Annotated in this window: 22 protein-coding genes and 1 pseudogene; 21 read left to right on the plus strand and 2 right to left on the minus strand. The window is 63.2% G+C overall.

The window, feature by feature from the left end; all coding sequences use genetic code 11:
• Window positions 1-9: 9 nt before the first annotated feature.
• Window positions 10-138: pseudogene (locus tag BLV47_RS36785) on the minus strand (hypothetical protein); the annotation flags it as partial.
• Window positions 139-420: 282 nt separating this feature from the next.
• Between BLV47_RS36785 and BLV47_RS25375 the strand changes: the two are divergent.
• Entirely contained in the window at window positions 421-675 is a 255-nt protein-coding gene (locus BLV47_RS25375) for a hypothetical protein (protein WP_011058771.1), read from the plus strand.
• Between the two features lie 33 nt (window positions 676-708).
• Complete coding sequence (locus tag BLV47_RS25380) at window positions 709-1278, plus strand: lipocalin family protein (RefSeq protein ID WP_092318809.1); 570 nt, start codon at window positions 709-711, stop codon at window positions 1276-1278.
• A 76-nt stretch (window positions 1279-1354) separates the two neighbouring features.
• Here the strand turns inward: BLV47_RS25380 and BLV47_RS25385 are convergent, their stop codons facing one another.
• A complete protein-coding gene (locus tag BLV47_RS25385; RefSeq protein WP_092318811.1) occupies window positions 1355-2719 on the minus strand; it encodes a formimidoylglutamate deiminase in 1365 nt (454 codons plus the stop codon).
• 107 nt (window positions 2720-2826) lie between these two features.
• Between BLV47_RS25385 and hutC the strand changes: the two genes are divergently transcribed.
• The 19 genes from hutC (at window position 2827) to BLV47_RS25480 (ending at window position 26639) form a co-directional block, all read left to right on the plus strand.
• Window positions 2827-3576, plus strand: coding sequence for a histidine utilization repressor (hutC, locus tag BLV47_RS25390; protein ID WP_092318813.1), 750 nt, complete (start codon window positions 2827-2829; stop codon window positions 3574-3576).
• Window positions 3573-4145 carry a HutD/Ves family protein gene (locus BLV47_RS25395; protein WP_092318815.1) on the plus strand — a complete coding sequence of 191 codons (573 nt, stop codon included), beginning with the start codon at window positions 3573-3575 and terminating at the stop codon, window positions 4143-4145. The genes hutC and BLV47_RS25395 overlap by 4 nt, the downstream gene beginning before the upstream one ends.
• 418 nt (window positions 4146-4563) lie before the next feature.
• Window positions 4564-6246, plus strand: a complete 1683-nt coding sequence (hutU, locus tag BLV47_RS25400) for a urocanate hydratase (RefSeq protein WP_092318817.1) — start codon at window positions 4564-4566, stop codon at window positions 6244-6246.
• 145 nt (window positions 6247-6391) lie between these two features.
• Window positions 6392-7861 (plus strand): purine-cytosine permease family protein, encoded by a 1470-nt coding sequence (locus tag BLV47_RS25405; protein ID WP_092318819.1) that lies wholly within the window; start codon window positions 6392-6394, stop codon window positions 7859-7861.
• A gap of 75 nt (window positions 7862-7936) precedes the next feature.
• Window positions 7937-8902, plus strand: a complete 966-nt coding sequence (locus tag BLV47_RS25410) for an ABC transporter substrate-binding protein (protein ID WP_092318821.1) — start codon at window positions 7937-7939, stop codon at window positions 8900-8902.
• A gap of 72 nt (window positions 8903-8974) precedes the next feature.
• Window positions 8975-9826, plus strand: coding sequence for an ABC transporter permease (locus BLV47_RS25415; RefSeq protein ID WP_092318823.1), 852 nt, complete (start codon window positions 8975-8977; stop codon window positions 9824-9826).
• Window positions 9823-10653: a quaternary amine ABC transporter ATP-binding protein gene (locus BLV47_RS25420; RefSeq protein ID WP_092318825.1), complete on the plus strand. Its 831-nt coding sequence runs from the start codon at window positions 9823-9825 to the stop codon at window positions 10651-10653. Before BLV47_RS25415 ends, BLV47_RS25420 begins: the two co-directional genes overlap by 4 nt.
• A gap of 69 nt (window positions 10654-10722) precedes the next feature.
• On the plus strand, window positions 10723-12246 hold the full coding sequence (locus BLV47_RS25425; protein WP_092318827.1) for an HAL/PAL/TAL family ammonia-lyase: 1524 nt from the start codon (window positions 10723-10725) through the stop codon (window positions 12244-12246).
• 115 nt (window positions 12247-12361) lie between these two features.
• On the plus strand, window positions 12362-13900 hold the full coding sequence (gene hutH, locus BLV47_RS25430) for a histidine ammonia-lyase (RefSeq protein WP_092318829.1): 1539 nt from the start codon (window positions 12362-12364) through the stop codon (window positions 13898-13900).
• 153 nt (window positions 13901-14053) lie between these two features.
• A complete protein-coding gene (locus BLV47_RS25435; RefSeq protein ID WP_092318831.1) occupies window positions 14054-15466 on the plus strand; it encodes an amino acid permease in 1413 nt (470 codons plus the stop codon).
• 12 nt (window positions 15467-15478) lie between these two features.
• Complete coding sequence (hutI, locus tag BLV47_RS25440; RefSeq protein ID WP_092318833.1) at window positions 15479-16684, plus strand: imidazolonepropionase; 1206 nt, start codon at window positions 15479-15481, stop codon at window positions 16682-16684.
• Between the two features lie 10 nt (window positions 16685-16694).
• On the plus strand, window positions 16695-17495 hold the full coding sequence (hutG, locus tag BLV47_RS25445) for an N-formylglutamate deformylase (protein ID WP_092318835.1): 801 nt from the start codon (window positions 16695-16697) through the stop codon (window positions 17493-17495).
• Window positions 17496-17711: 216 nt separating this feature from the next.
• Window positions 17712-18683, plus strand: coding sequence for a prolyl aminopeptidase (gene pip, locus BLV47_RS25450; RefSeq protein WP_092318837.1), 972 nt, complete (start codon window positions 17712-17714; stop codon window positions 18681-18683).
• Window positions 18680-19117 (plus strand): D-aminoacyl-tRNA deacylase, encoded by a 438-nt coding sequence (gene dtd / locus BLV47_RS25455; protein WP_016962703.1) that lies wholly within the window; start codon window positions 18680-18682, stop codon window positions 19115-19117. The genes pip and dtd overlap by 4 nt, the downstream gene beginning before the upstream one ends.
• Before the next feature lie 276 nt (window positions 19118-19393).
• Window positions 19394-21217, plus strand: coding sequence for a glucan biosynthesis protein G (locus BLV47_RS25460; RefSeq protein ID WP_092320567.1), 1824 nt, complete (start codon window positions 19394-19396; stop codon window positions 21215-21217).
• Window positions 21210-23780: a glucans biosynthesis glucosyltransferase MdoH gene (gene mdoH, locus BLV47_RS25465; RefSeq protein ID WP_092318839.1), complete on the plus strand. Its 2571-nt coding sequence runs from the start codon at window positions 21210-21212 to the stop codon at window positions 23778-23780. Before BLV47_RS25460 ends, mdoH begins: the two co-directional genes overlap by 8 nt.
• Before the next feature lie 224 nt (window positions 23781-24004).
• Window positions 24005-24802: a transporter substrate-binding domain-containing protein gene (locus tag BLV47_RS25470; RefSeq protein WP_092318841.1), complete on the plus strand. Its 798-nt coding sequence runs from the start codon at window positions 24005-24007 to the stop codon at window positions 24800-24802.
• A 147-nt stretch (window positions 24803-24949) separates the two neighbouring features.
• On the plus strand, window positions 24950-25912 hold the full coding sequence (locus BLV47_RS25475; RefSeq protein ID WP_092318843.1) for an amino acid ABC transporter permease: 963 nt from the start codon (window positions 24950-24952) through the stop codon (window positions 25910-25912).
• Window positions 25905-26639 carry an amino acid ABC transporter ATP-binding protein gene (locus tag BLV47_RS25480; RefSeq protein ID WP_092318845.1) on the plus strand — a complete coding sequence of 245 codons (735 nt, stop codon included), beginning with the start codon at window positions 25905-25907 and terminating at the stop codon, window positions 26637-26639. The genes BLV47_RS25475 and BLV47_RS25480 overlap by 8 nt, the downstream gene beginning before the upstream one ends.
• The last annotated feature ends 52 nt before the right edge of the window (window positions 26640-26691 follow it).

The following is a 26691-nucleotide window of genomic DNA, read 5'->3' on the forward strand; positions in this document are numbered from 1 at the left end:
TGCTCCGAAATCCGCACTATTGCGCAGGGCTTCGCGCTGTCGGTAGTCGTTGAACAGAATAAAACAGGCGAACGCGACGGCCACCACCAGGGCGGCGGCGAGCAGGATCTTGTGGCTGAACTTCATGTTTCTGGTCATTAAGTGAACTACCGCGATGGGCTGGTCAACGAGGGGGCGTCAATTTGCCACAGTGGAGGGCTTTACGCTGCAGTTATGTCGACTGGCCATCAAGGAAGATGAGGAGCAGGCGGGGAAAACCGACGAACTGCAGGGCTGGGTGAAAAGGTGCTTGATTTGCCGGGAAAATGCCCCGCCCGCCGGGCAAGAAATACCCGGCCGCGCGGGGAACCAGAAGGGGGTTTTCTCTTCTAAGCTTCTGGTTGGCTGACAGGCCTTCCTCCCTTCGTCCAGGAGTTCACCATGTCCCTGCGTTCTCTCGCTCTGTTGTCCTTCTGCGTGCTGCTGGCCGCGTGCAGCAAGGTCAATCAGGAAAACTATTCCAAACTCTCGGCGGGCATGCCCAAGGCCGAGGTCGAACAACTTCTGGGTAAGCCGACTGACTGTTCGGGCGCGCTGGGTATGTCCAGTTGCACCTGGGGCGACAAGAACAGCTTTATCAGCGTGCAGTATGCCGGTGACAAGGTTCTGATGTTTTCCGGGCAAGGCCTGAAGTAAGAACCGGGGCTTTGGGCCCACGGGAGAAAAATAATGATGCGTTTTGTTTTCACTCTTCTGGTCGGCCTGCTCTTGGCCGGCTGCGCCACGTCCCGGGACGATTCGCTGGCGCCCAAGACCGTCAACCACGTCGATCTCAAGCGTTACCAGGGGACCTGGTACGAGCTGGCGCGGTTGCCGATGTACTTCCAGCGTAACTGTGCGCAATCCGAGGCACGTTACACCCTGTTGCCCGAGGGCAACGTGGCCGTGCTCAATCGTTGCCTGACCCCGGAGTGGAAGTGGGAAGAGGCCCGTGGCACCGCCACGCCTCAAGTGACGGGCAAGACCGACAAGCTGTGGGTGCAGTTCGATAACTGGTTCTCGCGGCTGCTGCCGGGAGCGACCAAGGGCGACTACTGGGTGCTGTATGTCAGCGATGACTACAAGACCGCGATTGTCGGCAACCCGAACCGGCGCTACCTGTGGTTGCTGTCGCGCACGCCTGAGGTCAACGAAACGGTGCGAGAAGAGTTGCTGAGCAAGGCGCGTCAGCAGGGCTATGACACTACGCGACTGATCTGGCGAGTGTCGGACTCGGCCATGGCCAAGACCTCGAAATAGACCTGTAGGAGCCGGCTTGTCGGCGAAGTCGCTTTCATGACGCTTTCGCCGGCAAGCCGGCTCCTGTGCCTATGGGTCAGTTGAGCAGGTCGCGCAGAACCTGGGTGAAGGCCCGGCTACTGTCATCTTCGGCGGCGTGATGCCCGTCGCGCACCACCCATTGTCCACCCACCATCACATCCCGCACCTGACGGCCGCCACCGGCGAACAGCCAACGGTTGAGAATGCCGTCGCCCTCGGCCGTGGCCAGGTAGGGGTCATTGCCATCCAGCACCAGCCAGTCGGCGCGCTTGCCCACGGCCAGGGCGCCAATGCCTTGCCCCAGCGCCTGGGCGCCGCCATCCAGCGCGGCGTCGTACAAGGTCCGGCCAACCATGGGCTGGTCGGCGCGGTACAGGCGGTTGCGCCGTTGATCCCGCAGGCGCTGGCCGTATTCCAGCCAGCGCAGTTCTTCCACCACGCTCAGCGATACATGGCTGTCGGAACCGATGCCCAGGCGACCGCCCTGGGCGAGGAAATCCACGGCCGGGAAGATGCCGTCCCCCAGGTTGGCTTCGGTGGTCAGGCACAGGCCGGCAATCGCCCGGCTCTTGGCCATGAGGCTGACTTCTTCCGGGTTGGCGTGAGTGGCGTGGACCAGGCACCAGCGCTGATCCACCGCGACGTTTTCGTACAGCCATTGCAGGGGGCGGCGTCCGCTCCAGGCCAGGCAGTCGTCAACTTCCTTCTGCTGCTCGGCAATGTGGATATGTACCGGGCATTGGCGGTCGCTGGCGGCCAGCACTTCGCTGACCTGCTGGGGCGTGACCGCGCGCAATGAGTGAAAGCACAGGCCCAGTTGCTGGTTGGCCTGCTGCGCCAGCATGGGTTGCAGTTGCTGTTGCAGCTTGAGGTAGTTTTCCGTGCTGTTGATGAAGCGGCGCTGGCCGTCATTCGGCGCCTGGCCGCCAAAGCCCGAGTGGCTGTACAGCACCGGCAGCAGAGTCAGGCCGATGCCGCTGCCGGCAGCCGCCTGGCTGATGCGTCGGGACAGCTCGGCGGGGTCGGCATAGGGCCGGCCATCGCTGTCGTGGTGCACGTAATGGAATTCGGCCACCGAGGTGTAGCCGGCCTTGAGCATTTCGATGTACAGCTGGCGGGCGATGACCTGCAGTTGGTCTGGGGTGATCTTGCCCACCAGGCGGTACATCAGGTCGCGCCAGGTCCAGAAGCTGTCATTGGGGTTGCCGGCCACTTCCGCCAGCCCGGCCATGGCCCGCTGGAAAGCGTGGGAGTGCAGGTTGGGCATGCCGGGCAGCAGCGGGCCCTTGAGCCGTTGTGCACCTTCAGCGCTGGCGTTGGCCTGGATCTGTGTCAACAGGCCATCGGGGCTGACTTCAAGACGTACATGATTGGCCCATCCATCAGGCAGCAGCGCGCGTTCGGCAAAGAAGGCGGACATGGTTCAAGCACCCCATCGTGTGTTATTTGTATATACATATACAGACGTTTGCCTGCCCGGTAAACTCCGGCAAGCTAGTCACCTTTTTTGCTCAACAAGGATTTCCTGTGCCGACTCCGCCTGCCAAATCGCCGCTGGCTGCCCATCTGGGCGATAGTCCGGCGCCCTTGTATGCCCGCGTCAAACAGATGATCACCCAGCAGATCGAGAGCGGAAACTGGCCGCCGCATTATCGGGTTCCCTCGGAGAGCGAGCTGGTCAACCAGCTGGGTTTCAGCCGCATGACCATCAACCGCGCGCTGCGCGAGATGACTGCCGAAGGCCTGCTGGTGCGCATGCAGGGCGTGGGGACGTTCGTCGCCGAGCCCAAGAGTCAGTCGGCCTTGTTCGAAGTGCACAACATTGCCGACGAGATCGCTTCCCGCGGTCATCGGCATACCTGCCAGGTCATTACCCTGGGGGAAGAGGCCGCCGGTTCCGAGCGCGCCCTGGCCCTGGACATGCGTGAAGGGCAGAAGGTCTTCCACTCGCTGATCGTGCATTTCGAAAACGACATCCCGGTGCAGATCGAAGACCGCTTCGTCAACGCCCTGGTGGCGCCGGAGTACCTCAAGCAGGACTTCACCCTGCAAACCCCCTACGCCTATCTGTCCCAGGTGGCGCCGCTGACCGAGGGCGAACATGTGGTCGAGGCGATCCTCGCCGAGCCCGAGGAGTGCCGGCTGCTGCAGATCGAGCGCGGCGAGCCGTGCCTGCTGATTCGCCGTCGTACTTGGTCCGGACGTCAGCCGGTAACCGCCGCCCGGTTGATCCACCCCGGTTCCCGTCATCGCCTGGAAGGACGCTTTCATAAATGATCCGGCCCACCCTGTTACGCGCCGCCGACTACCCGCGCATGCCCTGGAAGAACGGCGGTGGCAGCACCGAGGAAATCACCCGTGATGCCGGCACTGGCCTGGAAGGTTTTGGCTGGCGCCTGTCGATTGCCGACATCGGCGAGTCCGGCGGCTTCTCCAGCTTTGCCGGTTATCAGCGGATCATTACCGTGCTGCAAGGCGCGGGCATGCAGCTGACGGTGGATGGCGAAGAGGTACGGCCGTTGCTGCCGCTGGATCCCTTCGCCTTCAGTGGCGCCAGCCAGGTGAGCTGTGCGCTGCTGGACGGGGCGATCCGCGACTTCAACCTGATCTACTGCCCTGAGCGTTATGTCGCTCGTTTGCAGTGGTTCGATGGTCAGCAGCGCTTCTTTACCCAGGCCCACACCGTGCTGGTGTTCAGTGCTGCCGAGCAAGCCTGGGTCGACACGGGCGGTACTCCGTTGCAGGCCCTGGGTCGTTACGATTGTCTGCGCCTGGATCGCAATGCCGGCGTAGTGGAGATCGCCACCGACGGACGCTGCTGCGTCATCGAACTCACCGCCCGCTGATTCCCAAGGGCCGTCGCAGACCGGGATACGGGCTGCGACGGCCGCAGATTTTCCCTCCTGATCCCTTCCCTTCGAGTGCCTCCCGCTGCGGGTCCGCGGCGCCGGTTTGTGCAGCGCATCTTTCCCCACCGGGGCGGTGTCCCCCCGCGCACCCATTTGTTACCGAACGCCCCAGAACAGCGCAAAACCGCTGTCTGGTAACAGTCTCGCGGCTGAGAAAAATTCCCTTCTTGAAAAATGTCGCTCTGTTGGAAGCCTTATTCCACAAGGCCTGCAGTTTTATCCCAGGGCTTTTCAGTTACGTCTCAAGCAAGTTGGCCGCTTGATTGCATATGCTTGTATGTACAAGTAAATATGTGTGCGTAAGAGTCGATGGAATCCTCTTCGCACCTTGGACTCATCGCCGAGGAGTTTTTCCGTGACTGACAGCAAACCCACCAAGTTCCGCAACGTCGAAATTCGCGCCGCACGTGGCAACAAGCTGACCGCCAAGAGCTGGCTGACCGAAGCGCCGCTGCGCATGCTGATGAACAACCTCGATCCGGAAGTCGCCGAGAACCCCAAGGAGCTGGTGGTCTACGGCGGCATTGGTCGCGCCGCGCGCAACTGGGAGTGCTACGACAAGATCGTCGAGGCCCTGACCCAGCTCAATGACGACGAAACCCTGCTGGTGCAGTCCGGCAAGCCGGTCGGTGTGTTCAAGACCCACAGCAATGCGCCACGGGTACTGATCGCCAACTCCAACCTGGTGCCGCACTGGGCCAGTTGGGAGCACTTCAACGAACTGGACGCCAAGGGCCTGGCCATGTACGGCCAGATGACCGCTGGCAGCTGGATCTACATCGGCAGCCAGGGCATCGTCCAGGGCACTTATGAAACCTTCGTCGAGGCCGGTCGCCAGCATTACGACTCCAACCTCAAGGGCCGCTGGGTCCTGACCGCAGGCCTGGGTGGCATGGGTGGTGCGCAACCTCTGGCCGCGACCCTGGCCGGGGCCTGCTCGCTGAACATCGAGTGCCAGCAGACCAGCATCGACTTCCGCCTCAAGACCCGTTACGTCGACGAACAGGCCACCGACCTGGACGACGCCCTGGCGCGGATCAAGAAATACACCGCCGAAGGCCGCGCGATCTCCATCGCCCTGTGTGGCAACGCCGCTGAAATCCTGCCGGAACTGGTACGCCGCGGCGTGCGTCCGGACATGGTCACCGACCAGACCAGCGCCCACGACCCGCTCAACGGCTACCTGCCCAAGGGCTGGACCTGGGAGCAGTACCGCGATCGCGCCAAGACCGAGCCGGCCGCCGTGATCAAGGCCGCCAAGCAGTCGATGGCCGAACACGTCAAGGCCATGCTGGCCTTCCAGAAGATGGGCGTGCCGACCTTCGACTACGGCAACAACATCCGTCAGATGGCCCAGGAAGAAGGCGTCGAGAATGCCTTTGACTTCCCGGGGTTCGTCCCGGCCTACATCCGCCCGCTGTTCTGCCGCGGCATCGGCCCGTTCCGTTGGGCGGCGCTGTCCGGCGACCCGCAGGACATCTACAAGACCGACGCCAAGGTCAAGGAACTGATCCCCGACGACGCCCACCTGCACAACTGGCTGGACATGGCCCGCGAGCGCATCAGCTTCCAGGGCCTGCCAGCGCGGATCTGCTGGGTCGGCCTGGGCCAGCGCGCCAAGCTCGGCCTGGCGTTCAACGAAATGGTGCGCAGCGGCGAGCTGTCGGCGCCGATCGTCATCGGTCGCGACCATCTGGACTCCGGTTCCGTGGCCAGCCCGAACCGTGAAACCGAATCCATGCAGGACGGCTCCGACGCCGTGTCCGACTGGCCGCTGCTCAACGCCCTGTTGAACACCGCCAGCGGTGCGACCTGGGTTTCCCTGCACCACGGCGGCGGTGTCGGCATGGGCTTCTCCCAGCATTCGGGGATGGTCATTGTCTGCGACGGCACCGATGAAGCAGCCGAGCGGATTGCCCGGGTGCTGCACAACGATCCGGCTACCGGGGTCATGCGTCACGCCGACGCCGGCTACCCGATCGCGATCGACTGCGCCAAGGAACAGGGCCTGAACCTGCCGATGATCACCGGCAAGTAACCTGAGCATCGGTTCACCCCACCCTCCCTGTAGGAGCCAGCTTGCTGGCGAAGCAAGCACCGCGGTGCATCAACTGCACCGCCTCGCGAGCAAGCTCGCTCCTGCAGTGGAAGTCGTCTGTAGTGCCCATAGAGGTTTGACGTCCATGGCCTTAGGAAATGATCGTGCAAGCAGCAAGCCGTTGATCGAAAGGCGCTCGATCGACTACATCCCGGAAGCGGAAAGACACGGTCGTCTCTTGAGCCAGTTCACTCTGTGGCTGGGTGCCAACCTGCAGATCACGGCGATCGTCACCGGCGCTCTGGCGGTGGTGCTGGGCGGTGATGTGTTCTGGTCGTTGATCGGTCTGCTGATCGGGCAATTGCTGGGCGGCGGGGTGATGGCGCTGCATGCGGCGCAAGGGCCGAAGCTCGGGCTGCCGCAGATGATTTCCAGTCGGGTGCAGTTCGGGGTCTATGGCGCGGCCATCCCGATGGTGCTGGTGTGCCTGATGTACCTGGGGTTCACCGCGACTGGCACGGTGCTGTCCGGGCAGGCGCTGGGGCAGATGTTCGGTGTCAGCGACAGTCTCGGCATCCTGATGTTCGCCAGCATCATTGTGCTCGTCACCGTGCTCGGCTATCGGGTGATCCACTACATCGGCCGGGTCGCCAGCGTGATCGGCGTGGTCGCCTTCTTCTATCTGTTCAGCCGGCTGCTGAGCCAGACCGATATCAGTGCCTTGCTGGCCATTCGGCACTTCAGCTGGAGCAGTTTCCTCCTGGCGGTGTCGCTGGCCGCGTCCTGGCAGATCGCGTTCGGCCCTTACGTGGCCGACTACTCGCGCTATTTGCCGAGCAAGACGTCGCCGTTGAAGACGTTCTTCGCCGCGGGCGCGGGTTCGGTGATCGGTGCCCAGGTGGCGATGGTGCTCGGCGTGTTCGCCGCAGCGCTGTCCAAGGGCCAGTTCGCCGGTCGTGAAGTGGCCTACATCGTCGGCCTGGGCGGCAGTGGCGCGATTGCCGCGATGCTCTACTTCAGCATCGCCTTCGGCAAGGTGACCATCTCGACGCTGAACTCCTACGGCAGCTTCATGTGCATCGCCACCATCATCAGCGGCTTTCGCGGCGAGTTGAAAGTGACGCGCCTGCAGCGGTTGGTCTTCGTGTTGCTGATCGTCGGTGCCGCGACCCTGATCGCACTGCTGGGCCAGCACTCGTTCCTTGGCGCATTCAAGTCTTTCATCCTGTTCCTGCTGGCGTTCTTCACGCCCTGGAGCGCGATCAACCTGGTGGATTTCTACTGCATCACCAAAGAACGCTATGACATCCCGGCCCTGTCCAACCCGGACGGTCGCTACGGTCGCTGGAATGTCATGGGCATCGGCATTTATGTATTCGGCGTGCTGGTCCAGATGCCGTTCATCTCTACCCACTTCTATACCGGCCCGCTGGTGGCGAGTCTGGGCGATACCGACATCTCCTGGATCATCGGCCTGGTGGTGCCCGCGGCGTTGTATTACGCCTGCGCGAAGAAGTGGCATGGCGCGGTGCCCGAGCAGTTGATCCTGCCGGTAGAGCAGGGCGCGGCCAACGAACAAAAGCTGAGTGAGGCCGGCCGCGCTGCTGCGGTGTGAGTCTTGACGGGACGTGGACTGGGCTGGATGCCTCTTGACTGCCGTAAGCCAACTCATGATTAGGAGCGTCACACAATGAAAATGCACAAGACCCTGCTGACCACGTTACTGTCCATGGGCTTGCTGGCTGCCTCCGGTGCCCAGGCGGCCGGTTGGTGCGAGTCGGGCAAGCCGGTGAAATTCGCCGGCCTGAACTGGGAAAGCGGCATGTTGCTCACCGACGTTCTGCAGTTCGTCCTGGAGAAGGGCTACGACTGCAAGACCGACAGCCTGCCGGGCAACTCCATCACTATGGAAAACGCCCTGGGCAGCAATGACATCCAGGTCTTCGCCGAAGAATGGGTGGGCCGCAGCGAGGTGTGGAACAAGGCCGAGAAGGCCGGCAAGGTGGTGGGCGTCGGCGCGCCGGTGGTGGGTGCCATCGAAGGCTGGTACGTGCCGCGCTATGTGATCGAGGGCGATGCCAAGCGCAAGCTAGAAGCCAAGGCGCCGAACCTGAAAAATATCGCCGACCTGGGCCAGTACGCCAGCGTGTTCAAGGACCCGGAAGAACCGAGCAAGGGCCGTTTCTACAATTGCCCGGCCGGCTGGACCTGCGAGCTGGACAACAGCGAGATGCTCAAGAGCTACGGCCTGGAAAGCAGCTACACCAACTTCCGTCCGGGCACCGGCCCGGCCCTGGATGCGGCGGTGCTGTCGAGCTACAAGCGTGGCGAGCCGATCCTCTTCTATTACTGGTCGCCGACGCCGCTGATGGGCCAGGTGGACCTGGTCAAGCTGGACGAGAAGCCCGGTGTCGACAAGAGCGTGAGCATCAAGGTCGGCCTGTCCAAGACCTTCCACGACGAAGCCCCGGAACTGGTGGCGGTGCTGGAAAAGGCCAACCTGCCCATCGACCTGCTCAATCAGAATCTGGCGCGGATGACCAAGGAACGCATCGAGTCGCCGAAACTGGCGAAACTCTTTCTCAAGGAACATCCTGAAGTCTGGCACCCATGGGTCAGTGAAGACGCAGCCAGGAAAATCGACGCGGCCTTGTAGGTCGAGCCTTTCCGGCGGTTCGCAAGCACCGCCGGAAGCCGGACCACAACCTCCTTAGATCGAGAGTTTCTTATGTTTCCAGACCGCTTCACTTTTTCCATCGCCGACTGGGTCAACGGCTGGGTCGACGCCCTGGTGACCCAATACGGCGACGTGTTCCGGCACATCTCCGACACCCTGCTGTGGGCTATCGTCAATCTTGAGGGGTTGCTGCGCCTGGCGCCCTGGTGGCTGATGCTGGCGATTGTCGGCGGCATCGCCTGGCATGCGACCCGCAAGCTGCTGACCACGGCGGTGATCGTCGGCCTGCTGTTCCTGGTGGGCGCCGTCGGCCTGTGGGACAAGCTGATGCAGACCCTGGCCCTGATGCTGGTGGCGACGCTGATCTCGGTGCTGATCGGCATCCCCCTGGGGATCCTTTCAGCCCGCAGCAACCGCTTGCGTTCGGTGCTGATGCCGCTGCTGGACATCATGCAGACCATGCCCAGCTTCGTGTACCTGATCCCGGTGCTGATGCTGTTCGGCCTGGGCAAGGTGCCGGCGATCTTCGCCACGGTGATCTACGCAGCTCCGCCGCTGATCCGTCTCACCGACCTGGGCATCCGCCAGGTGGATGGTGAAGTCATGGAGGCGATCAACGCCTTTGGTGCCAACCGCTGGCAGCAGCTGTTCGGCGTGCAACTGCCCCTGGCCTTGCCGAGCATCATGGCCGGGATCAACCAGACCACCATGATGGCTCTGTCGATGGTGGTGATCGCCTCGATGATCGGTGCCCGTGGCCTGGGCGAGGATGTGCTGGTGGGCATCCAGACCCTCAACGTCGGGCGTGGCCTGGAAGCGGGGCTGGCGATCGTGATTCTGGCGGTGGTGATCGACCGCATTACCCAGGCCTACGGTCGTCCACGTCATGAGGTGAGCAAATGAGCAGTGCTGCCGTGAGCAAGATCGAAGTCAGGAACGTCTTCAAGATATTCGGCAACCGCCCCGCTGACGCGCTGGCGATGATCCGCCAGGGCCAGAGCAAGGATCAGGTACTGGCCCAGACGGGCTGCGTGGTGGGGGTCAATGACTTGTCGCTGAGCATCGGCACTGGTGAGATCTTCGTCATCATGGGCCTGTCCGGTTCCGGCAAGTCGACTCTGGTGCGCCACTTCAACCGTCTGATCGACCCCACCAGTGGCGCGATCCTGGTGGACGGCGAAGACATCCTGCAATACGACATGGAGGCCCTGCGCCAATTCCGCCGGCACAAGATCAGCATGGTGTTCCAGAGCTTCGGCCTGCTACCCCACCGCAACGTGCAGGACAACGTCGCCTATGGCCTCAAGGTGCGCGGCGAGAGCAAGGCGCTGTGCGCCGAGCGGGCCCTGCACTGGATCAACACCGTGGGCCTCAAGGGCTACGAGAAGAAGTACCCGCACCAGCTGTCCGGTGGCATGCGCCAGCGGGTCGGCCTGGCCCGGGCCCTGGCCGCGGACACCGACATCATCCTCATGGACGAAGCCTTCAGCGCCCTGGACCCGCTGATCCGCGCCGAGATGCAGGACCAGTTGCTGGAGCTGCAGAAGACCCTGCACAAGACCATCGTCTTCATCACCCACGATCTGGACGAGGCGGTGCGCATCGGCAACCGCATCGCGATCCTCAAGGACGGCCGCCTGATCCAGGTCGGTACGCCGAAAGAGATCCTGCATTCGCCGGCGGACGAGTATGTCGATCGTTTCGTCCAGCGTCGCGCCGCGACGGTGTAGGAGCCGGCTTGCCGGCGTAAGGTCCGGCAAAGCGGCAGACAACCCAAGGTTTGCAAGAAGAGGTCCCCGATGTCCCAGGCTGAAAAAATCGTTATCGCCGACGCCCCCCTGGGTTGGCAGGATGTAGTCGCCGTCGCCCGTCATGGCGCGCAGCTTGAACTGTCGGCCCAGGCCTGGGCGCGTATCGACAATGCCCAGGCCATCGTCCGCCAGGTGGTGGACAGCGGCGAGCGCGCCTATGGCATCAGCACCGGTCTGGGCGCCTTGTGCAACGTGCTGCTGGCCGGTGAGCAACTCAGCCAGCTGTCGCGCAACACCTTGCTCAGCCACGCTTGCGGGGTCGGGCCGGCGTTGGCCGACGAACAGACCCGGGCGATTCTCTGCGCCGCCATCATCAACTACAGCCACGGCAAGTCCGGTATCCACCGCCAGGTGGTCCAGGCGCTGCTGAACCTGCTCAATCGCGGCATCACCCCGCAAGTGCCGTCCCAGGGCTCGGTGGGTTACCTGACCCACATGGCCCATATCGGTATCGCCTTGCTGGGTGTCGGTCAGGTCAGCTATCGCGGACGTCTTGTCAGCGCCGAACAGGCCCTGGCCGAGGAAGGGCTGCAGCCGGTGCAACTGGGAGCCAAGGATGGCCTGTGCCTGGTCAACGGCACGCCGTGCATGACCGGCCTCAGCTGCCTGGCCCTGGCCGACGCCAGCCGCCTGTTGCAGTGGGCCGATGTGATCGGCGCCATGAGTTTCGAGGCCCAGCGCGGCCAGATCGACGCCTTCGATGCCCAGATCATTGCCCTCAAGGCGCACCCCGGCATGCAGGTGGTGGGCAGCAATCTGCGGGCCTTGCTCGACCGTAGCGAAGTGATCGCCGCCAGCCGTGGCATCCGCACCCAGGACGCCTTGAGCATCCGTTCCATTCCCCAGGTGCATGGCGCTGCCCGGGATCAACTGGCCCACGCTGTCAGGCAGGTGGAAATCGAACTCAATGGCGCCACCGACAACCCGTTGCTGCTGGGCACTCCGGACCGCTATCGGGTGGTGTCCCAGGCCAACCCTCACGGGCAGTCGGTGGCCCTGGCGGCGGATCTGCTGGCGATCGCCATGGCCGAGATCGGCTCGATTGCCGAGCGCCGCCTGGACCGCCTGATCAACCCTCATGTCAGTGGCTTGCCGGCGTTTCTGGTGAGCGAGCCTGGGGTCAACTCCGGGATGATGATCGTGCAGTACGTGGCCGCCTCGCTGTGTGCCCAGAACCGTCAGCTGGCCCAGCCGGCGGTGCTGGACAACTACGTGACCTCGGGTCTGCAGGAAGACCACCTGAGCCTGGGCACCAATGCCGCCCTGAAGTTGCATCAGGTACTGGAGAACTGCACCCAGATCCTTGCCATCGAGTACCTGCTGGCAGCCCAGGCTTTCGAATTTCTCAAGGCGCAGCGCTTCGGCACCGGCACCGGTATCGCCTGGTGCCTGTTGCGCGAGCGGGTCCCGGCCTATGACCAGGACCGCTGGCTGGCGCCGGACATTGCCAGCGCGGCGGCGCTGCTCAAGGACCCGGAGCTGCTGCACAAACGTTTTTCCAAGGTGCAATAAACGGTTTTTCCATCACCAGCGTGCCAAGGCGTCACTCGCGCAGAACCGCAAATGACGACGGATAACGGAAACTTCCGGAGCGACTGGTAGTTATTACAAAACTCTCAAAAGGAGCATGAATGTGACTGCGCTTAATCTGATTCCCGGCCAACTGACCCTGGCCCAACTGCGGGCCATCTATCAGCAGCCGCTGACCCTGACCCTGGACCACAGCGCCTCGGCGCAGATCGACGCCAGCGTGGCCTGTGTCGAGCAGATCCTTGCCGAGAACCGCACCGCCTACGGGATCAACACCGGTTTTGGCCTGCTGGCCTCGACCCGCATCGCCAGCGCCGACCTGGAAAACCTCCAGCGCTCCCTGGTGCTGTCCCATGCCGCCGGCGTGGGCGAGCCGATCAGCGACGATCTGGTGCGTCTGATCATGGTGCTCAAGGTCAACAGCCTGAGCCGCGGCTTCTCCGGCATCCGCCGCCAGGTGATCGACGCCCTGATCGCCCTGATCAATGCCGAGGTCTATCCGCATATTCCGCTCAAGGGTTCGGTGGGCGCTTCCGGCGACCTGGCGCCGCTGGCGCACATGTCCCTGGTGCTGCTGGGCGAGGGCAAGGCGCGCTACAAGGGCCAGTGGCTGGACGCCACCGCAGCCCTGGAAATCGCTGGCCTGAAGCCCTTGACCCTGGCCGCCAAGGAGGGCCTGGCGCTGCTCAACGGTACCCAGGTGTCTACCGCGTTCGCCCTGCGTGGCCTGTTCGAAGGCGAAGACCTGTTCGCCGGTGCCCTGGTCTGCGGTGGCCTGACCGTGGAAGCGGTACTGGGTTCGCGCTCGCCGTTCGACCCACGGATTCATGCCGCTCGCGGTCAGCGCGGGCAGATCGATACCGCCGCGGCCTACCGGGCGTTGCTGGGCGAGAGCACCGAGGTTTCCGCTTCGCACCAGAACTGCGACAAGGTTCAGGACCCGTACTCCCTGCGTTGCCAGCCTCAGGTGATGGGCGCCTGCCTGACCCAGTTCCGCCAGGCCGCTGAAGTGCTGGTGGTCGAAGCCAACGCCGTGTCCGACAACCCGCTGGTGTTCGCTGCCGAAGGCGACGTGATTTCCGGCGGCAACTTCCACGCCGAGCCGGTGGCCATGGCGGCCGACAACATGGCCCTGGCCATTGCCGAGATCGCGTCCCTGAGCGAGCGCCGTATCTCGCTGATGATGGACAAGCACATGTCCCAGCTGCCGCCGTTCCTGGTGGCCAATGGCGGGGTCAACTCCGGCTTCATGATCGCCCAGGTGACCGCTGCGGCCCTGGCCAGCGAGAACAAGGCCCTGGCCCACCCGCACTCGGTGGACAGCATTCCCACTTCCGCCAACCAGGAAGACCACGTTTCCATGGCGCCGGCCGCCGGCAAGCGTCTGTGGGAAATGGCCGAGAACACCCGCGGTGTGCTGGCCGTGGAATGGCTGGCGGCCTGCCAGGGCCTGGACCTGCGCGAAGGCCTGAAAACCTCGCCGACCCTGGAAAAAGCTCGCGCCACCCTGCGCGAGAAAGTGGCGTACTACGAGAAGGACCGTTTCTTTGCACCGGATATCAACGCGGCCAGCGAGTTGTTGGCTTCGCGGTGCCTGAATGGGCTGTTGCCAGCCCAGTTGTTGCCGAGCCTGTAATGCACGCCGGGCCGCCAGACAACGCCGTGTTCGGCCAATGGCGGCCCTCGTGGGTTTGCTGTATCTGCAAGACAGGCGCGGAGCGCCTGCTTCTTCTGCCTCGCGCACCTGCGCGGGGCGTATGTGTCCGATAACAATAAAAGGGACGATGACATGCAATCGCAAGAGACTGGATTACGTCGGGGGCTGACAGCTCGCCATATACGCTTCATGGCCCTGGGGTCGGCCATCGGCACCGGATTGTTCTACGGTTCGGCCTCCGCCATCCAGATGGCTGGCCCGGCTGTGTTGCTGGCCTACCTGATTGGTGGCGCGGCGGTGTTCATGGTGATGCGCGCCCTGGGGGAGATGGCGGTACACAACCCGGTGTCCGGCTCCTTCGGGCAGTACGCCAGCCAGTACCTGGGGCCCTTGCCGGGCTTCATCCTGGGCTGGACCTATGCCTTCGAGATGCTCATCGTCTGCCTGGCGGACGTCACGGCCTTCGGTATCTACATGGGCTTCTGGTTTCCCGAGGTGGCACGCTGGATCTGGGTGCTGGGCATCGTCCTGCTCATCGGCGGGCTGAACCTGTGCAGCGTCAAGGTCTTCGGCGAGATGGAGTTCTGGCTGTCGCTGCTCAAGGTCGGGGCGATCATCGCGATGATCCTCGGCGGCTTCGGCATCATGCTGTTCGGCATGGGCAGCGCCTTCACCGAGCAGGCCACCGGCGCCAGCAACCTCTGGGCCCATGGCGGCTTCATGCCCAATGGCATCAGCGGGGTGATCGCCTCCTTTGCGGTGGTGATGTTCGCCTTCGGTGGCATCGAGATCATTGGCGTCACCGCTGGTGAGGCCAAGGATCCGCAGCGGGTCATTCCCAAGGCGATCAACGCGGTGCCTCTGCGCATCCTGCTGTTCTACGTGCTGACTCTGTTCGTGCTGATGTCGATTTTCCCCTGGCCACAGATTGGCACTCAGGGCAGTCCGTTCGTGCAGATCTTTGACAGCCTGGGCATCAGCTCGGCGGCCACCATCCTCAATATCGTGGTGATTTCGGCGGCAGTGTCGGCCATCAACAGCGACATCTTCGGCGCTGGGCGCATGATGTACGGCCTGGCCCAGCAAGGGCAGGCGCCCAAGGGCTTTGCCCAGGTGTCCAAGGCCGGGGTGCCGTGGATGACCGTGGTGGTGATGGCCGTGACCCTGTTGGGCGGCGTGGTGCTGAACTACCTGATCCCGGAAGACATCTTCCTGCTGATCGCTTCCCTGGCCACGTTCGCCACGGTCTGGGTGTGGCTGATGATTCTGCTGACCCATGTGGCCATGCGCCGCTCCATGACCGCCGAGCAGGTAGCCAGGTTGCAGTTCAAGGTGCCGTTCTGGCCTTGGGCGCCTGCGGCGGCGATCGCCTTCATGCTGTTCATCTTTGGCGTGCTGGGCTACTTCCCGAAAACTCAAGCGGCGCTGTTGGTGGGCGCGGTGTGGATCGTGCTGTTGGTGGTGGCCTATCTGTTGTGGGTCAAACCGGCGGCGGGACAGGCTCAGCAGATCCGCGTCGATTCTTCTTTACCTACTGATCATTAACGGAGGCCTTGGATGAAAACTCTTTGGCAACACTGCAACGTCGCCAGCATGGCCCAGGGCACTTACTCGATCATCGAGGACGCGGCCATCGTGACGTCAGGGGCGCACATCGAGTGGATCGGCCGGCGCCAGGCGGCGCCGGTCGCCGATTATTCCCAGGTCCAGGACCTGGGCGGTGCCTGGGTCACCCCTGGGCTGATCGATTGCCACACCCACATCGTGTTTGGCGGCAACCGCAGCGGTGAGTTCGAACAGCGCCTGCAGGGCGTGAGCTACGCCGAGATCGCCGCCGCCGGTGGCGGGATTGCCAGCACCGTGCGAGCCACTCGCGCCGCCTCGGAAGAGGAACTGTTCGTCAGCGCCCGCAAGCGACTGCTGAGCCTGCTGCGCGATGGCGTCACCAGCGTCGAGATCAAGTCCGGCTATGGCCTGGACCTGGCCAGCGAGCGCAAGCTCCTGCGGGTCATCCGCCGCCTGGGCGAAGAGTTGCCGGTCAGCGTGCGCAGCACCTGCCTGGCGGCTCATGCCCTGCCGCCGGAATACGCCGAGCGCAGCGACGACTACATCGAGCACATCTGCATGGAAATGCTCCCGGCCCTGGCGGCCGAAGGGCTGGTGGATGCGGTGGACGCCTTCTGTGAATACCTGGCGTTCTCCCCGGCCCAGGTGGAGCGGGTATTCATCGCTGCGCAGCAGCTCGGACTGCCGGTCAAGTTGCATGCCGAGCAACTGTCGTCCCTGCATGGTTCGAGCCTGGCGGCACGCTACCGGGCGCTTTCCGCCGATCACCTGGAGTTCATGACCGAGGACGATGCGATCGCCATGGCGGCCTCGGGAACCGTCGCGGTGTTGCTGCCGGGAGCGTTCTATTTCCTCCGGGAAACCCAGCTGCCGCCGATGGCCGCCTTGCGCAAGCATGGGGTGAAGATGGCAGTGGCCAGCGACCTCAATCCCGGCACGTCGCCGGTGCTGTCGCTGCGCCTGATGCTGAACATGGCCTGCACCTGTTTGCGCATGACCCCCGAGGAGGCGCTGGCCGGGGTGACCCTGCACGCGGCCCAGGCCCTGGGCATGGACAAGACCCATGGTTCGCTGGAAGCGGGCAAGGTGGCGGACTTCGTCGCCTGGCAGATCGAGCGCCCCGCCGACCTGGCTTACTGGTTGGGCGGCGACCTGGAAAAGCGCGTCGTGCGACACGGGGTTGAAGTGACTGTTTAGGAGAAGGCTTGTGGATAAGGTTCTGACGTTCAAACAAGGCCGGGTGCCGCTGCTGATCAGCATGCCCCACGCCGGTACGCGCCTGACCCCGGAAGTGGCGGCCGGCTTGGTGCCCCAGGCGCAGAGCCTGCCGGATACCGACTGGCACATCCCGCGGTTGTATGAATTTGCCGAGGAGATGGGGGCCAGCACCCTGGCCGCCGAGTACTCGCGTTTCGTCATCGACTTGAACCGGCCCTCCGATGACAAGCCGCTGTACGCGGGCGCCACCACCGGGCTGTATCCGGCGACGCTGTTCGATGGCCAGCCCTTGTTCGTCGAGGGGCAGGCACCGTCCAAAGAAGATCGGCAGCACTACCTGGAACAGGTCTGGGTGCCTTATCACCGCACCCTGCAGGAGGAGCTGGCGCGGCTCAAGGCCGAGTTCGGCTACGCCCTGCTGTTCGATGCCCATTCCATCCGCTCGCTGATTCCGCATCTGTTCGAGGGCAAGCTGCCGGATTTCAATCTCGGCACCTTCAATGGCGCCAGCTGCAATCCGCAACTGGCCGGCCGCCTGGAGAGCATTTGCGCGGCCCATGGCGATTACACCCACGTGCTCAACGGCCGTTTCAAGGGCGGGCACATCACCCGGCATTACGGAAACCCGGCCGCGCACATTCATGCGGTGCAACTGGAGCTGGCGCAGAGCGCCTACATGGAGGAGTTCGAGCCGTTCCGCTATCGCGAGGATCTGGCGGCACCGACCCAGGTGGTGCTCAAGGCATTGCTGCAGGGGCTGCTGACCTGGGGCCAGGAGCATTACCGCTGACATTGCTTTTGCCAGCAAGCTGGCTCCTACCGCGGTTTCACGCCTTTGCGTAGGAGCGAGCTTGCTCGCGAAATGCCCTGCGCGACTCGTCGCATGCCCCTGAACAACCCTGTTTTCTTCAAGGACATGCTGATTGCGTGATTCGGGTTTATGATGCCGAACGGCAGAATAAATGAAGTCCCACCAGGGATGAACCCGACCTCCACGGAGCGCGTAATGCAGACTTTGTACCCGCAGATCAAACCCTATGCCCGGCACGATCTGGCTGTCGACGAGCCCCATGTGCTGTATGTCGACGAAAGCGGTTCACCGGAAGGTTTGCCGGTGGTGTTCATTCATGGCGGGCCGGGGGCCGGCTGCGATGCCTCCAGCCGCTGCTACTTCGATCCGAACCTGTACCGTATCGTCACCTTCGACCAGCGCGGTTGCGGGCGCTCCACCCCTCACGCCAGCCTGGAAAACAACACCACCTGGGACCTGGTGGCCGACCTTGAGCGGATTCGCCAGCACCTGGGCATCGACAAATGGGTGCTGTTTGGCGGTTCCTGGGGTTCGACCCTGGCCCTGGCCTACGCGCAAGCCCATCCTGATCGGGTGCTGGGGCTGATCGTGCGGGGGATCTTCCTGGCCCGTCCCCAGGAAATCCAGTGGTACTACCAGTGTGGCGCCAGCCGCCTGTTCCCCGACTACTGGCAGGACTATGTGGCGCCGATTCCCCTGGAGGAGCGCCACGATCTGGTCAGTGCCTTCCACAAGCGCCTGACCGGCACCGACCAGATCGCCCAGATGCATGCGGCCAAGGCCTGGTCCGGCTGGGAAGGGCGCACCGCGACCCTGCGTCCCAATCCGTTGGTGGTGGACCGTTTCTCCGAGCCGCAGCGAGCGCTGTCGATCGCCCGGATCGAATGCCATTACTTCATCAATAATGCCTTCCTCGAACCCGACCAGCTGATCCGCGACATGGGCAAGATCGCCCATCTGCCCGGGGTCATCGTGCATGGTCGCTACGACGTGATCTGCCCGCTGGACAATGCCTGGGAACTGCATCAGGCCTGGCCCAACAGCGAACTGCAGGTGATACGCGACGCAGGTCACGCTGCGTCCGAGCCGGGCATCACCGATGCCCTGGTGCGTGCCACTGATCAGATGGCACGGCGCCTCCTCGACCTGCCGCCCGAAGAAGCATGAAGGGGCTGTTGCAACGCGTAACCGGCGCGCGGGTCGAGGTGGCCGGGGAAATCGTCGGCGCGGTGGACCAGGGGTTGCTGGTGCTGGTGGCGGTGGAGCCCGAGGACACTCGGGCCAGCGCCGACAAACTTCTGCATAAGCTGCTTAACTATCGGGTGTTCAGCGATGCTGAAGGCAAGATGAACCTGTCCCTGACCGATGTGCAGGGCGGGTTGCTGCTGGTGTCGCAATTCACCCTGGCAGCGGACACCAAGAGCGGGTTGCGTCCAAGCTTTTCCACGGCCGCGCCACCCGCCCTTGGCGAGGAGCTTTTTGACTATCTGGTAGTGAAGGCGCAACAGTTGCATGGCAAAGTGGCATCAGGGCGTTTCGGCGCGGACATGCAGGTGCATCTGGTCAATGACGGCCCGGTAACCTTCCTGTTACAGACCTGAAAACGCCTGAAACAGCTTTTTCCACCGAATTGCGGCGCAAACAGCTGTTTTTCGCGATAAATACTTTGTTACCCCTGATGCGTTGTAACGCGGGCTACTAGATAATCGCGCGCTACGGGGATCAGCGTTCGTTGGTCCATTTTGACTTAAGTAGAGACTTGTCCACGGCCGCTTGGGGAATCATTTAGCCCCATCGGAGTCGGAACAATGCTCGCCAACCTGGCATATAGATAGCTGGCCGTTGGTTTTTTGATCTGTTTTCGGCGAGGGTTGCTCGTGATTGTTAGTCCCTGTAATGCACCAAACTTGTTTGCCAAACGGTTACGAAACGCACTGGTGACGGGCTCTGCGCTGGTCTGCCTGTTCGGTGCCGGTCAACTCATGGCATTCAATCTGGATGATGTGTCGGCCAAGGCCAAGGACCTGGCCGGGCAGAAGTACGAGGCCCCGCGCAGTAACCTGCCGAACGAGTTCCGTGAGATGAAGTTCGCGGACTACCAGAAAATCCGCTTCCTCAGCGAAAAAGCCGAATGGGCCGATCAGAAGACCCCGTTCAAGCTGTCGTTCTATCACCAGGGCATGCACTTCGACACGCCGGTGAAGATCAACGAGATCAGCGCCAACACCGTATCCGAGATCAAGTACGACCCGAACCGTTTCGATTTCGGCGACGTGAAGTTCGATCCCAAGGCCACCGAGAAGCTCGGCTACGCCGGTTTCCGTGTGCTGTACCCGATCAACAAGGCTGACAAGCAAGACGAAATCATGACCATGCTCGGCGCCAGCTACTTCCGCGTCGTCGGCAAGGGTCATACCTATGGCCTGTCCGCCCGGGGCCTGGCGATCGATACCGCCTTGCCGTCCGGCGAAGAATTCCCGCGTTTCAGCGAATTCTGGATCCAGCAGCCCAAGCCGACCGACAAGCACCTGGTGATCTACGCCCTGCTGGACTCGCCACGGGCCACCGGCGCCTATCGCCTGACCCTGCGTCCGGGCGCCGACACCATCGTCGACGTCAAGGCCCGGGTGTTCCTGCGGGACAAGGTCGGCAAGCTGGGCCTGGCCCCGCTGACCAGCATGTACCTGTTCGGCGCCAACCAGCCGTCGAAAGTCCTCAACTACCGTCGCGAGCTGCATGACTCCAGCGGCCTGTCGATCCATGCCGGCAATGGCGAGTGGATCTGGCGTCCGCTGAACAACCCGAAACACCTGGCCGTGAGCAACTTCTCGGTGGAAAATCCGCGTGGTTTCGGCCTGCTGCAGCGTGGCCGCGACTTCAGCCACTATGAAGACCTCGACGACCGCTACGACAAGCGTCCAAGTGCCTGGATCGAGCCGAAGGGCGACTGGGGCAAGGGCACCGTCGACCTGGTAGAGATCCCGACAGCGGACGAAACCAACGACAACATCGTGGCGTTCTGGAACCCGGAAAAACAGCCGGAACCAGGCCAGCCGCTGGACTACGCCTACCGTCTGCACTGGACTATCGACGAAGCCGCCCTGCATTCCCCGGACAGCGCCTGGGTGCAACAGACCCTGCGTTCCACCGGCGACGTCAAGCAGTCCAACCTGATCCGTCAACCCGATGGCAGCGTGGCTTACCTGGTGGACTTCCAGGGCCCGTCCCTGGCGGCATTGCCGGAGAACGCCGAAGTTCGCAGCCAGGTCAGCGTCGGCGACAACGCCGAGCTGGTGGAAAACAGCGTGCGCTACAACCCGGAAACCAAGGGCTGGCGCCTGACTCTGCGCATGAAGATCAAGGACGCGAGCAAGTCCACCGAGATGCGCGCCGCCCTGGTCCGTGACATTGCCCAGCCCGAGCCGGCCAAGGCCTCGATGCCGAACTCCAACTCTTCTGTGGCCAAGGCCGACAAACTCGCCGCCAAGCAGCAGGAGAAGAAGGACAAGGAAGCCGCCGCAGCCGCCGCCAAGCTGGCTGAAGCCAAACCGGCCAAGGATGCCAAGAGCGCCAAGGACAAGGACCACAAAGACGCCAAGCAGCCTGCTGCTGCCGAAGCGGCCCCTGCCACACCGGAACCGGTTAAAACTGAACAAGTCCTGACCGAGACCTGGAGCTATCAGTTGCCTGCCGATGAGTAACTCTCAACTACAGCCAGAGTCTCTTGCCGAGTACCTGGCGCACCTGCCGATGTCGGACCAGCAGCGCGCGGAACTCGCGGGCTGCCAGTCCTTCAGCGAATTGCACCAACGCCTGTCGTCAGGCACCTTCGACGCTCCCACCGATGCCGCCCAGGCCTCGGTGGGCCAGCGCCTGAACATGAGCACCGCCGCCGAACTTGAAGAGGCGGAGATGCTCGGTGTCGACGCCGAAGGCCGGGTCTGCCTCAAGGCCACGCCGCCTATCCGCCGCACCAAGGTGGTGCCGGAGCCATGGCGCACCAATATCCTGGTGCGTGGCTGGCGGCGCCTGACCGGGCGCAGCAACCCGCCAGCGCCGAAGAAGGACGAGCGCGTACTGCCGGCTGCCCGCTGGCGCACCGTGGGGTCGATCCGGCGCTACATCCTGCTGCTGTTGATGCTTGGCCAGACCATCGTCGCCGGCTGGTACATGAAAGGCATCATGCCGTACCAGGGCTGGTCGTTCGTCGACCTGGAAGAGGTCATGCACCAGCCGCTGATGCAGACCGCCCAGCAAGTGCTGCCCTATGCCCTGCAGACCAGCATCCTGATTCTGTTCGGGATTCTGTTCTGCTGGGTTTCTGCAGGTTTCTGGACCGCCCTGATGGGCTTCCTGGAACTCTTGACCGGTCACGACAAGTACCGCATTTCCGGGGCCAGTGCCGGCAACGAGCCGATCCCCAAGGATGCGCGCACCGCCCTGGTCATGCCGATCTGCAACGAAGACGTGCCGCGGGTGTTTGCCGGCCTGCGGGCGACTTTCGAGTCGGTGGCGGCCACCGGTGACCTGGATCGCTTCGACTTCTTCGTCTTGAGCGACAGTAACGACAGCGATATCTGCGTCGCCGAGCAGCAGGCCTGGCTGGATGTCTGCCGCGAAGCCAAGGGCTTCGGCAAGATCTTCTATCGCCGGCGCCGTCGCCGGGTGAAGCGCAAGAGCGGCAACCTCGACGACTTCTGCCGTCGCTGGGGCGGCGACTACAAATACATGGTGGTGCTCGACGCCGACAGCGTGATGAGCGGCGAATGCCTGACCAGCCTGGTACGCCTGATGGAAGCCACGCCGGACGCCGGGATCATCCAGACCGCGCCACGGGCCTCGGGCATGGACACCCTGTATGCGCGCATGCAGCAGTTCGCCACCCGGGTCTACGGCCCGCTGTTCACCGCTGGCCTGCACTTCTGGCAGTTGGGTGAGTCCCACTACTGGGGCCATAACGCGATCATCCGCATGCAGCCGTTCATCGAGCACTGCGCCCTGGCGCCGTTGCCCGGTAAGGGTGCCTTCGCCGGTGCGATCCTGTCCCACGACTTCGTCGAAGCTGCGCTGATGCGCCGTGCCGGTTGGGGTGTGTGGATTGCCTACGACCTGCCGGGCAGCTACGAAGAACTGCCGCCGAACCTGCTGGACGAGCTCAAGCGTGACCGTCGCTGGTGCCACGGCAACCTGATGAACTTCCGCCTGTTCCTGGTCAAGGGCATGCACCCGGTGCACCGCGCGGTGTTCCTCACCGGGGTGATGTCCTACCTGTCGGCGCCGTTGTGGTTCTTCTTCCTGGTGCTGTCCACGGCCCTGCTGGCGGTCAACACCCTGATGGAGCCGCAGTACTTCCTCGAACCGCGGCAGCTGTATCCGCTGTGGCCGCAGTGGCACCCGGACAAGGCCATCGCGCTGTTCTCCACCACCATCGTGCTGCTGTTCCTGCCGAAGCTCTTGAGCATCATCCTGATCTGGGCCAAGGGCGCGAAAGAGTTCGGCGGCAAGTTCAAGGTGACCCTGTCGATGCTCCTGGAGATGCTGTTCTCCATGCTGCTGGCGCCGGTGCGGATGATTTTCCACACCCGTTTCGTTCTGGCCGCGTTCCTTGGCTGGGCCGCGACCTGGAACTCGCCGCAGCGTGACGACGACTCCACGCCATGGAGCGAAGCGGTGCGCCGCCATGGTCCGCAGACCCTGCTGGGCTTCTGCTGGGCACTGCTGGTGATCTGGCTGAACCCGAGCTTCCTCTGGTGGCTGGTGCCGATCGTCGGTTCGCTGATGTTGTCGATCCCGGTGTCGGTGATCTCCAGCCGAGTCGGCCTGGGCCTGAAGTCCCGTGACGAAAGCCTGTTCCTGATCCCCGAGGAATATGCTCCGCCCCAGGCGCTGCTGGCCACCGACCAGTACACCCACGAGAACCGCTGGCATGCGCTCAACGACGGCTTTATCCGGGCCGTGGTCGATCCGCAGCAGAACGCCCTGGCCTGTGCCCTGGCGACGTCCCGTCATACCCAGGCCGAGCCGATCGAATGGCTGCGTCAGGAACGGGTGCGCCACGCCCTCAAAGCCGGGCCGGCGGCCTTGAACAACAGCGAGCGCCTGGCGCTGTTGAGCGATCCGGTGGCCCTGGGACGCCTGCACGAGCAGGTCTGGAGCGAGGGCCATAGCGAATGGCTGAGCGCCTGGCGCCAGTCGGTGGATACCGATCCCCATGCCCCCCTGCTACCGTTGCAGCCGCTGAACGCGGTGCCGCAACCGGCCTGAAGCCAACGCCCTTGAGCTCCTGCTCAAGGGCGTTTTGCTGTGTGCGGCCAATCGTCTTCGTCCCCTTGGCAGGCAACAAAAATCCTTGTGCAAATGGCCGAGTGCGTTAGCATCGCACCCGCAAATTTCTGTGCGTGATCGATAACGGCTTGATCGTCGGGGATTTTCCTTTCCAGGCCCGCCGCGTGCAGACACCACAATAAAATGGCTTCAGGGGACTTGAGATGAAGAAGTATCTTTCGCTGCTGCTGGCAGGCGCTGCCGCCATGCTGGCGGTCAATACCGCCCAGGCCGGCGCCATCGATGATGCGGTCAAGCGCGGCACGCTGAAAGTCGGCATGGACCCGACCTACATGCCGTTCGAAATGACCAACAAGCGTGGCGAAATCATCGGCTTCGAAGTCGATCTGCTCAAGGCCATGGCCAAGTCCATGGGGGTCAAGCTGGAGATGGTTTCCACCGGCTATGACGGCATCATCCCGGCCCTGCTGACCGACAAGTTCGACATGATCGGCAGCGGCATGACCCTGACCCAGGAACGCAACCTGCGCCTGAACTTCAGCGAACCCTTCATCGTGGTCGGCCAGACCCTGCTGATCCGCAAGGAGCTGGAAGGCACCATCAAGTCCTACAAGGACCTGAACAGCGCCGATTACCGCATCACCTCCAAACTGGGCACCACTGGTGAAATGGTCGCCAAGAAGCTGATCGCCAAGGCCAAGTACCACGGCTACGACAACGAGCAGGAAGCGGTGCTGGACGTGGTCAACGGCAAGGCCGACGCCTTCATCTATGACGCCCCGTACAACGTGGTGGCCGTCAACAAGGTAGGCAATGGCAAGCTGGTATTCCTCGACAAGCCGTTCACCTACGAGCCGCTGGCCTTCGGTCTGAAGAAGGGCGACTACGACAGCATCAACTTCATCAACAACTTCCTGCACCAGATTCACGAAGACGGCACCTACGATCGCATCCATGACAAGTGGTTCAAGAGCACCGAGTGGCTCAAGGACATGGAATAGGTATCAGGTAACTGATGTGCGGTTGATCGCGAGCAAGCTCGCTCCTACAGGGCGTACCGCGTTTTTGTAGGAGCGAGTTTGCTCGCGATGAGGCCCGCCTGGGCTCTGCCGAACCTCCCCCCGCTGCAAACCGCTGGAACCTGCAAAGTGAACAAACAGAAAAAAGCCCAATGGCCCTGGCACGTGCTGACCGTGCTGGTGCTGATCGGTCTGGCTGGCGCGTTGTACTACGCCACTTCGTTGATGTCCTACGAATGGCGCTGGAACCGCGTCCCCCAGTACTTCGCCTATCAGGCTGAAGAGTCCCAGCGGGCGGCGGAGATATCCACCGTCGCCGAAGTGGTGCGCCAGGGTGGCAAGGCACAGGTCACCCTGCGCGGTGAGTCGGGTGCCGAGCAGCATCTGAGCGTCGATGAAAGCAGCCTGCAGGTGGCCAACGGCGATGACGTGGCCGAGGGCGATGTCATCGGCGTGACCCGGCACTGGGCCGCGGGGCCGCTGTTGTGGGGCCTGTGGACCACCCTGTGGTTGTCGGTGGTGTCCGGGGTGCTGGGGTTGATCATCGGCCTGGGCACCGGCCTGTGCCGCCTGTCGAACAACCCGACCCTGCGCGACCTGTCGACGATCTATGTCGAGCTGGTGCGGGGCACGCCGCTGCTGGTGCAGATCTTCATCTTCTATTTCTTCATCGGCACGGTGCTCAACCTGTCCCGGGAGTTTGCCGGGATCGCCGCGCTGTCGCTGTTCACCGGGGCTTATGTGGCGGAGATCGTCCGTGCCGGGGTGCAGTCCATCGCCCGCGGCCAGAACGAAGCCGCCCGCTCCCTGGGGCTCAGCGCCGGCCAGTCGATGCGCCATGTGGTGCTGCCCCAGGCCTTCAAGCGGGTGCTGCCGCCCCTGGCCGGGCAGTTCATCAGCCTGGTCAAGGACACCTCGCTGGTGTCGGTGATCGCCATCACCGAGCTGCTCAAGAGCGGCCGGGAAGTCATCACCACCTCGTTCTCGCCGTTCGAAATCCTGTTCTGTGTGGCGGGCCTGTATTTGTTGATCAACCTGCCGCTGTCGAAGATGGCCAGCCGGCTTGAGCGGAGGCTCGCGCAAAGTGATTGAAGTCCGCGATCTGGTAAAAGTCTTCGACACCCGCGGCCAGGTGGTGCGCGCGGTGGATAACGTCACCACCCGAGTGGCCAAGGGCGAGGTGCTGGTGGTGATCGGTCCTTCCGGTTCCGGCAAGTCGACCTTCCTGCGCTGCCTCAATGGCCTGGAGGAGTTCGACTCGGGCTCGGTGAGCATCGACGGCCTGCAACTGGCCGATCCCAAGACCGACGTGAACGCCTATCGCCGGGAAGTCGGCATGGTGTTCCAGCATTTCAACCTGTTTCCCCACATGACCGTGCTGGAAAACCTCTGCCTGGCGCAGAAGGTGGTGCGCAAGCGCGGCAAGCAGGAGCGCGAGGCCAAGGCCCTGGCGCTGCTGGAGAAGGTCGGTATCGCGCAGAAGGCCCATGAGTTTCCTTCACGGCTTTCCGGCGGTCAGCAGCAGCGGGTGGCGATCGCCCGGGCCCTGGCGATGGAGCCCAAGGTGATGCTGTTCGACGAGCCGACCTCGGCCCTGGACCCGGAAATGGTCGGCGAGGTGCTGGACGTGATGAAGACCCTGGCCCAGGAAGGCATGACCATGGTTTGCGTCACCCACGAGATGGGCTTTGCCCGGGAAGTGGCGAATCGGGTGCTGTTCTTCGATCACGGCAAGCTGCTGGAAGATGCGGCGCCGGATGTGTTCTTCGAGGCGCCGAAAGACCCTCGGGCCCAGGCTTTCCTGCGTCAGGTGCTGTAGGCCTTCGCCGGCAAGCCGGCTCCTACAGGGGATGTAGGAGCCGGCTTGCCGG

The organism is Pseudomonas saponiphila (assembly GCF_900105185.1).
GTDB lineage: Bacteria > Pseudomonadota > Gammaproteobacteria > Pseudomonadales > Pseudomonadaceae > Aquipseudomonas > Aquipseudomonas saponiphila.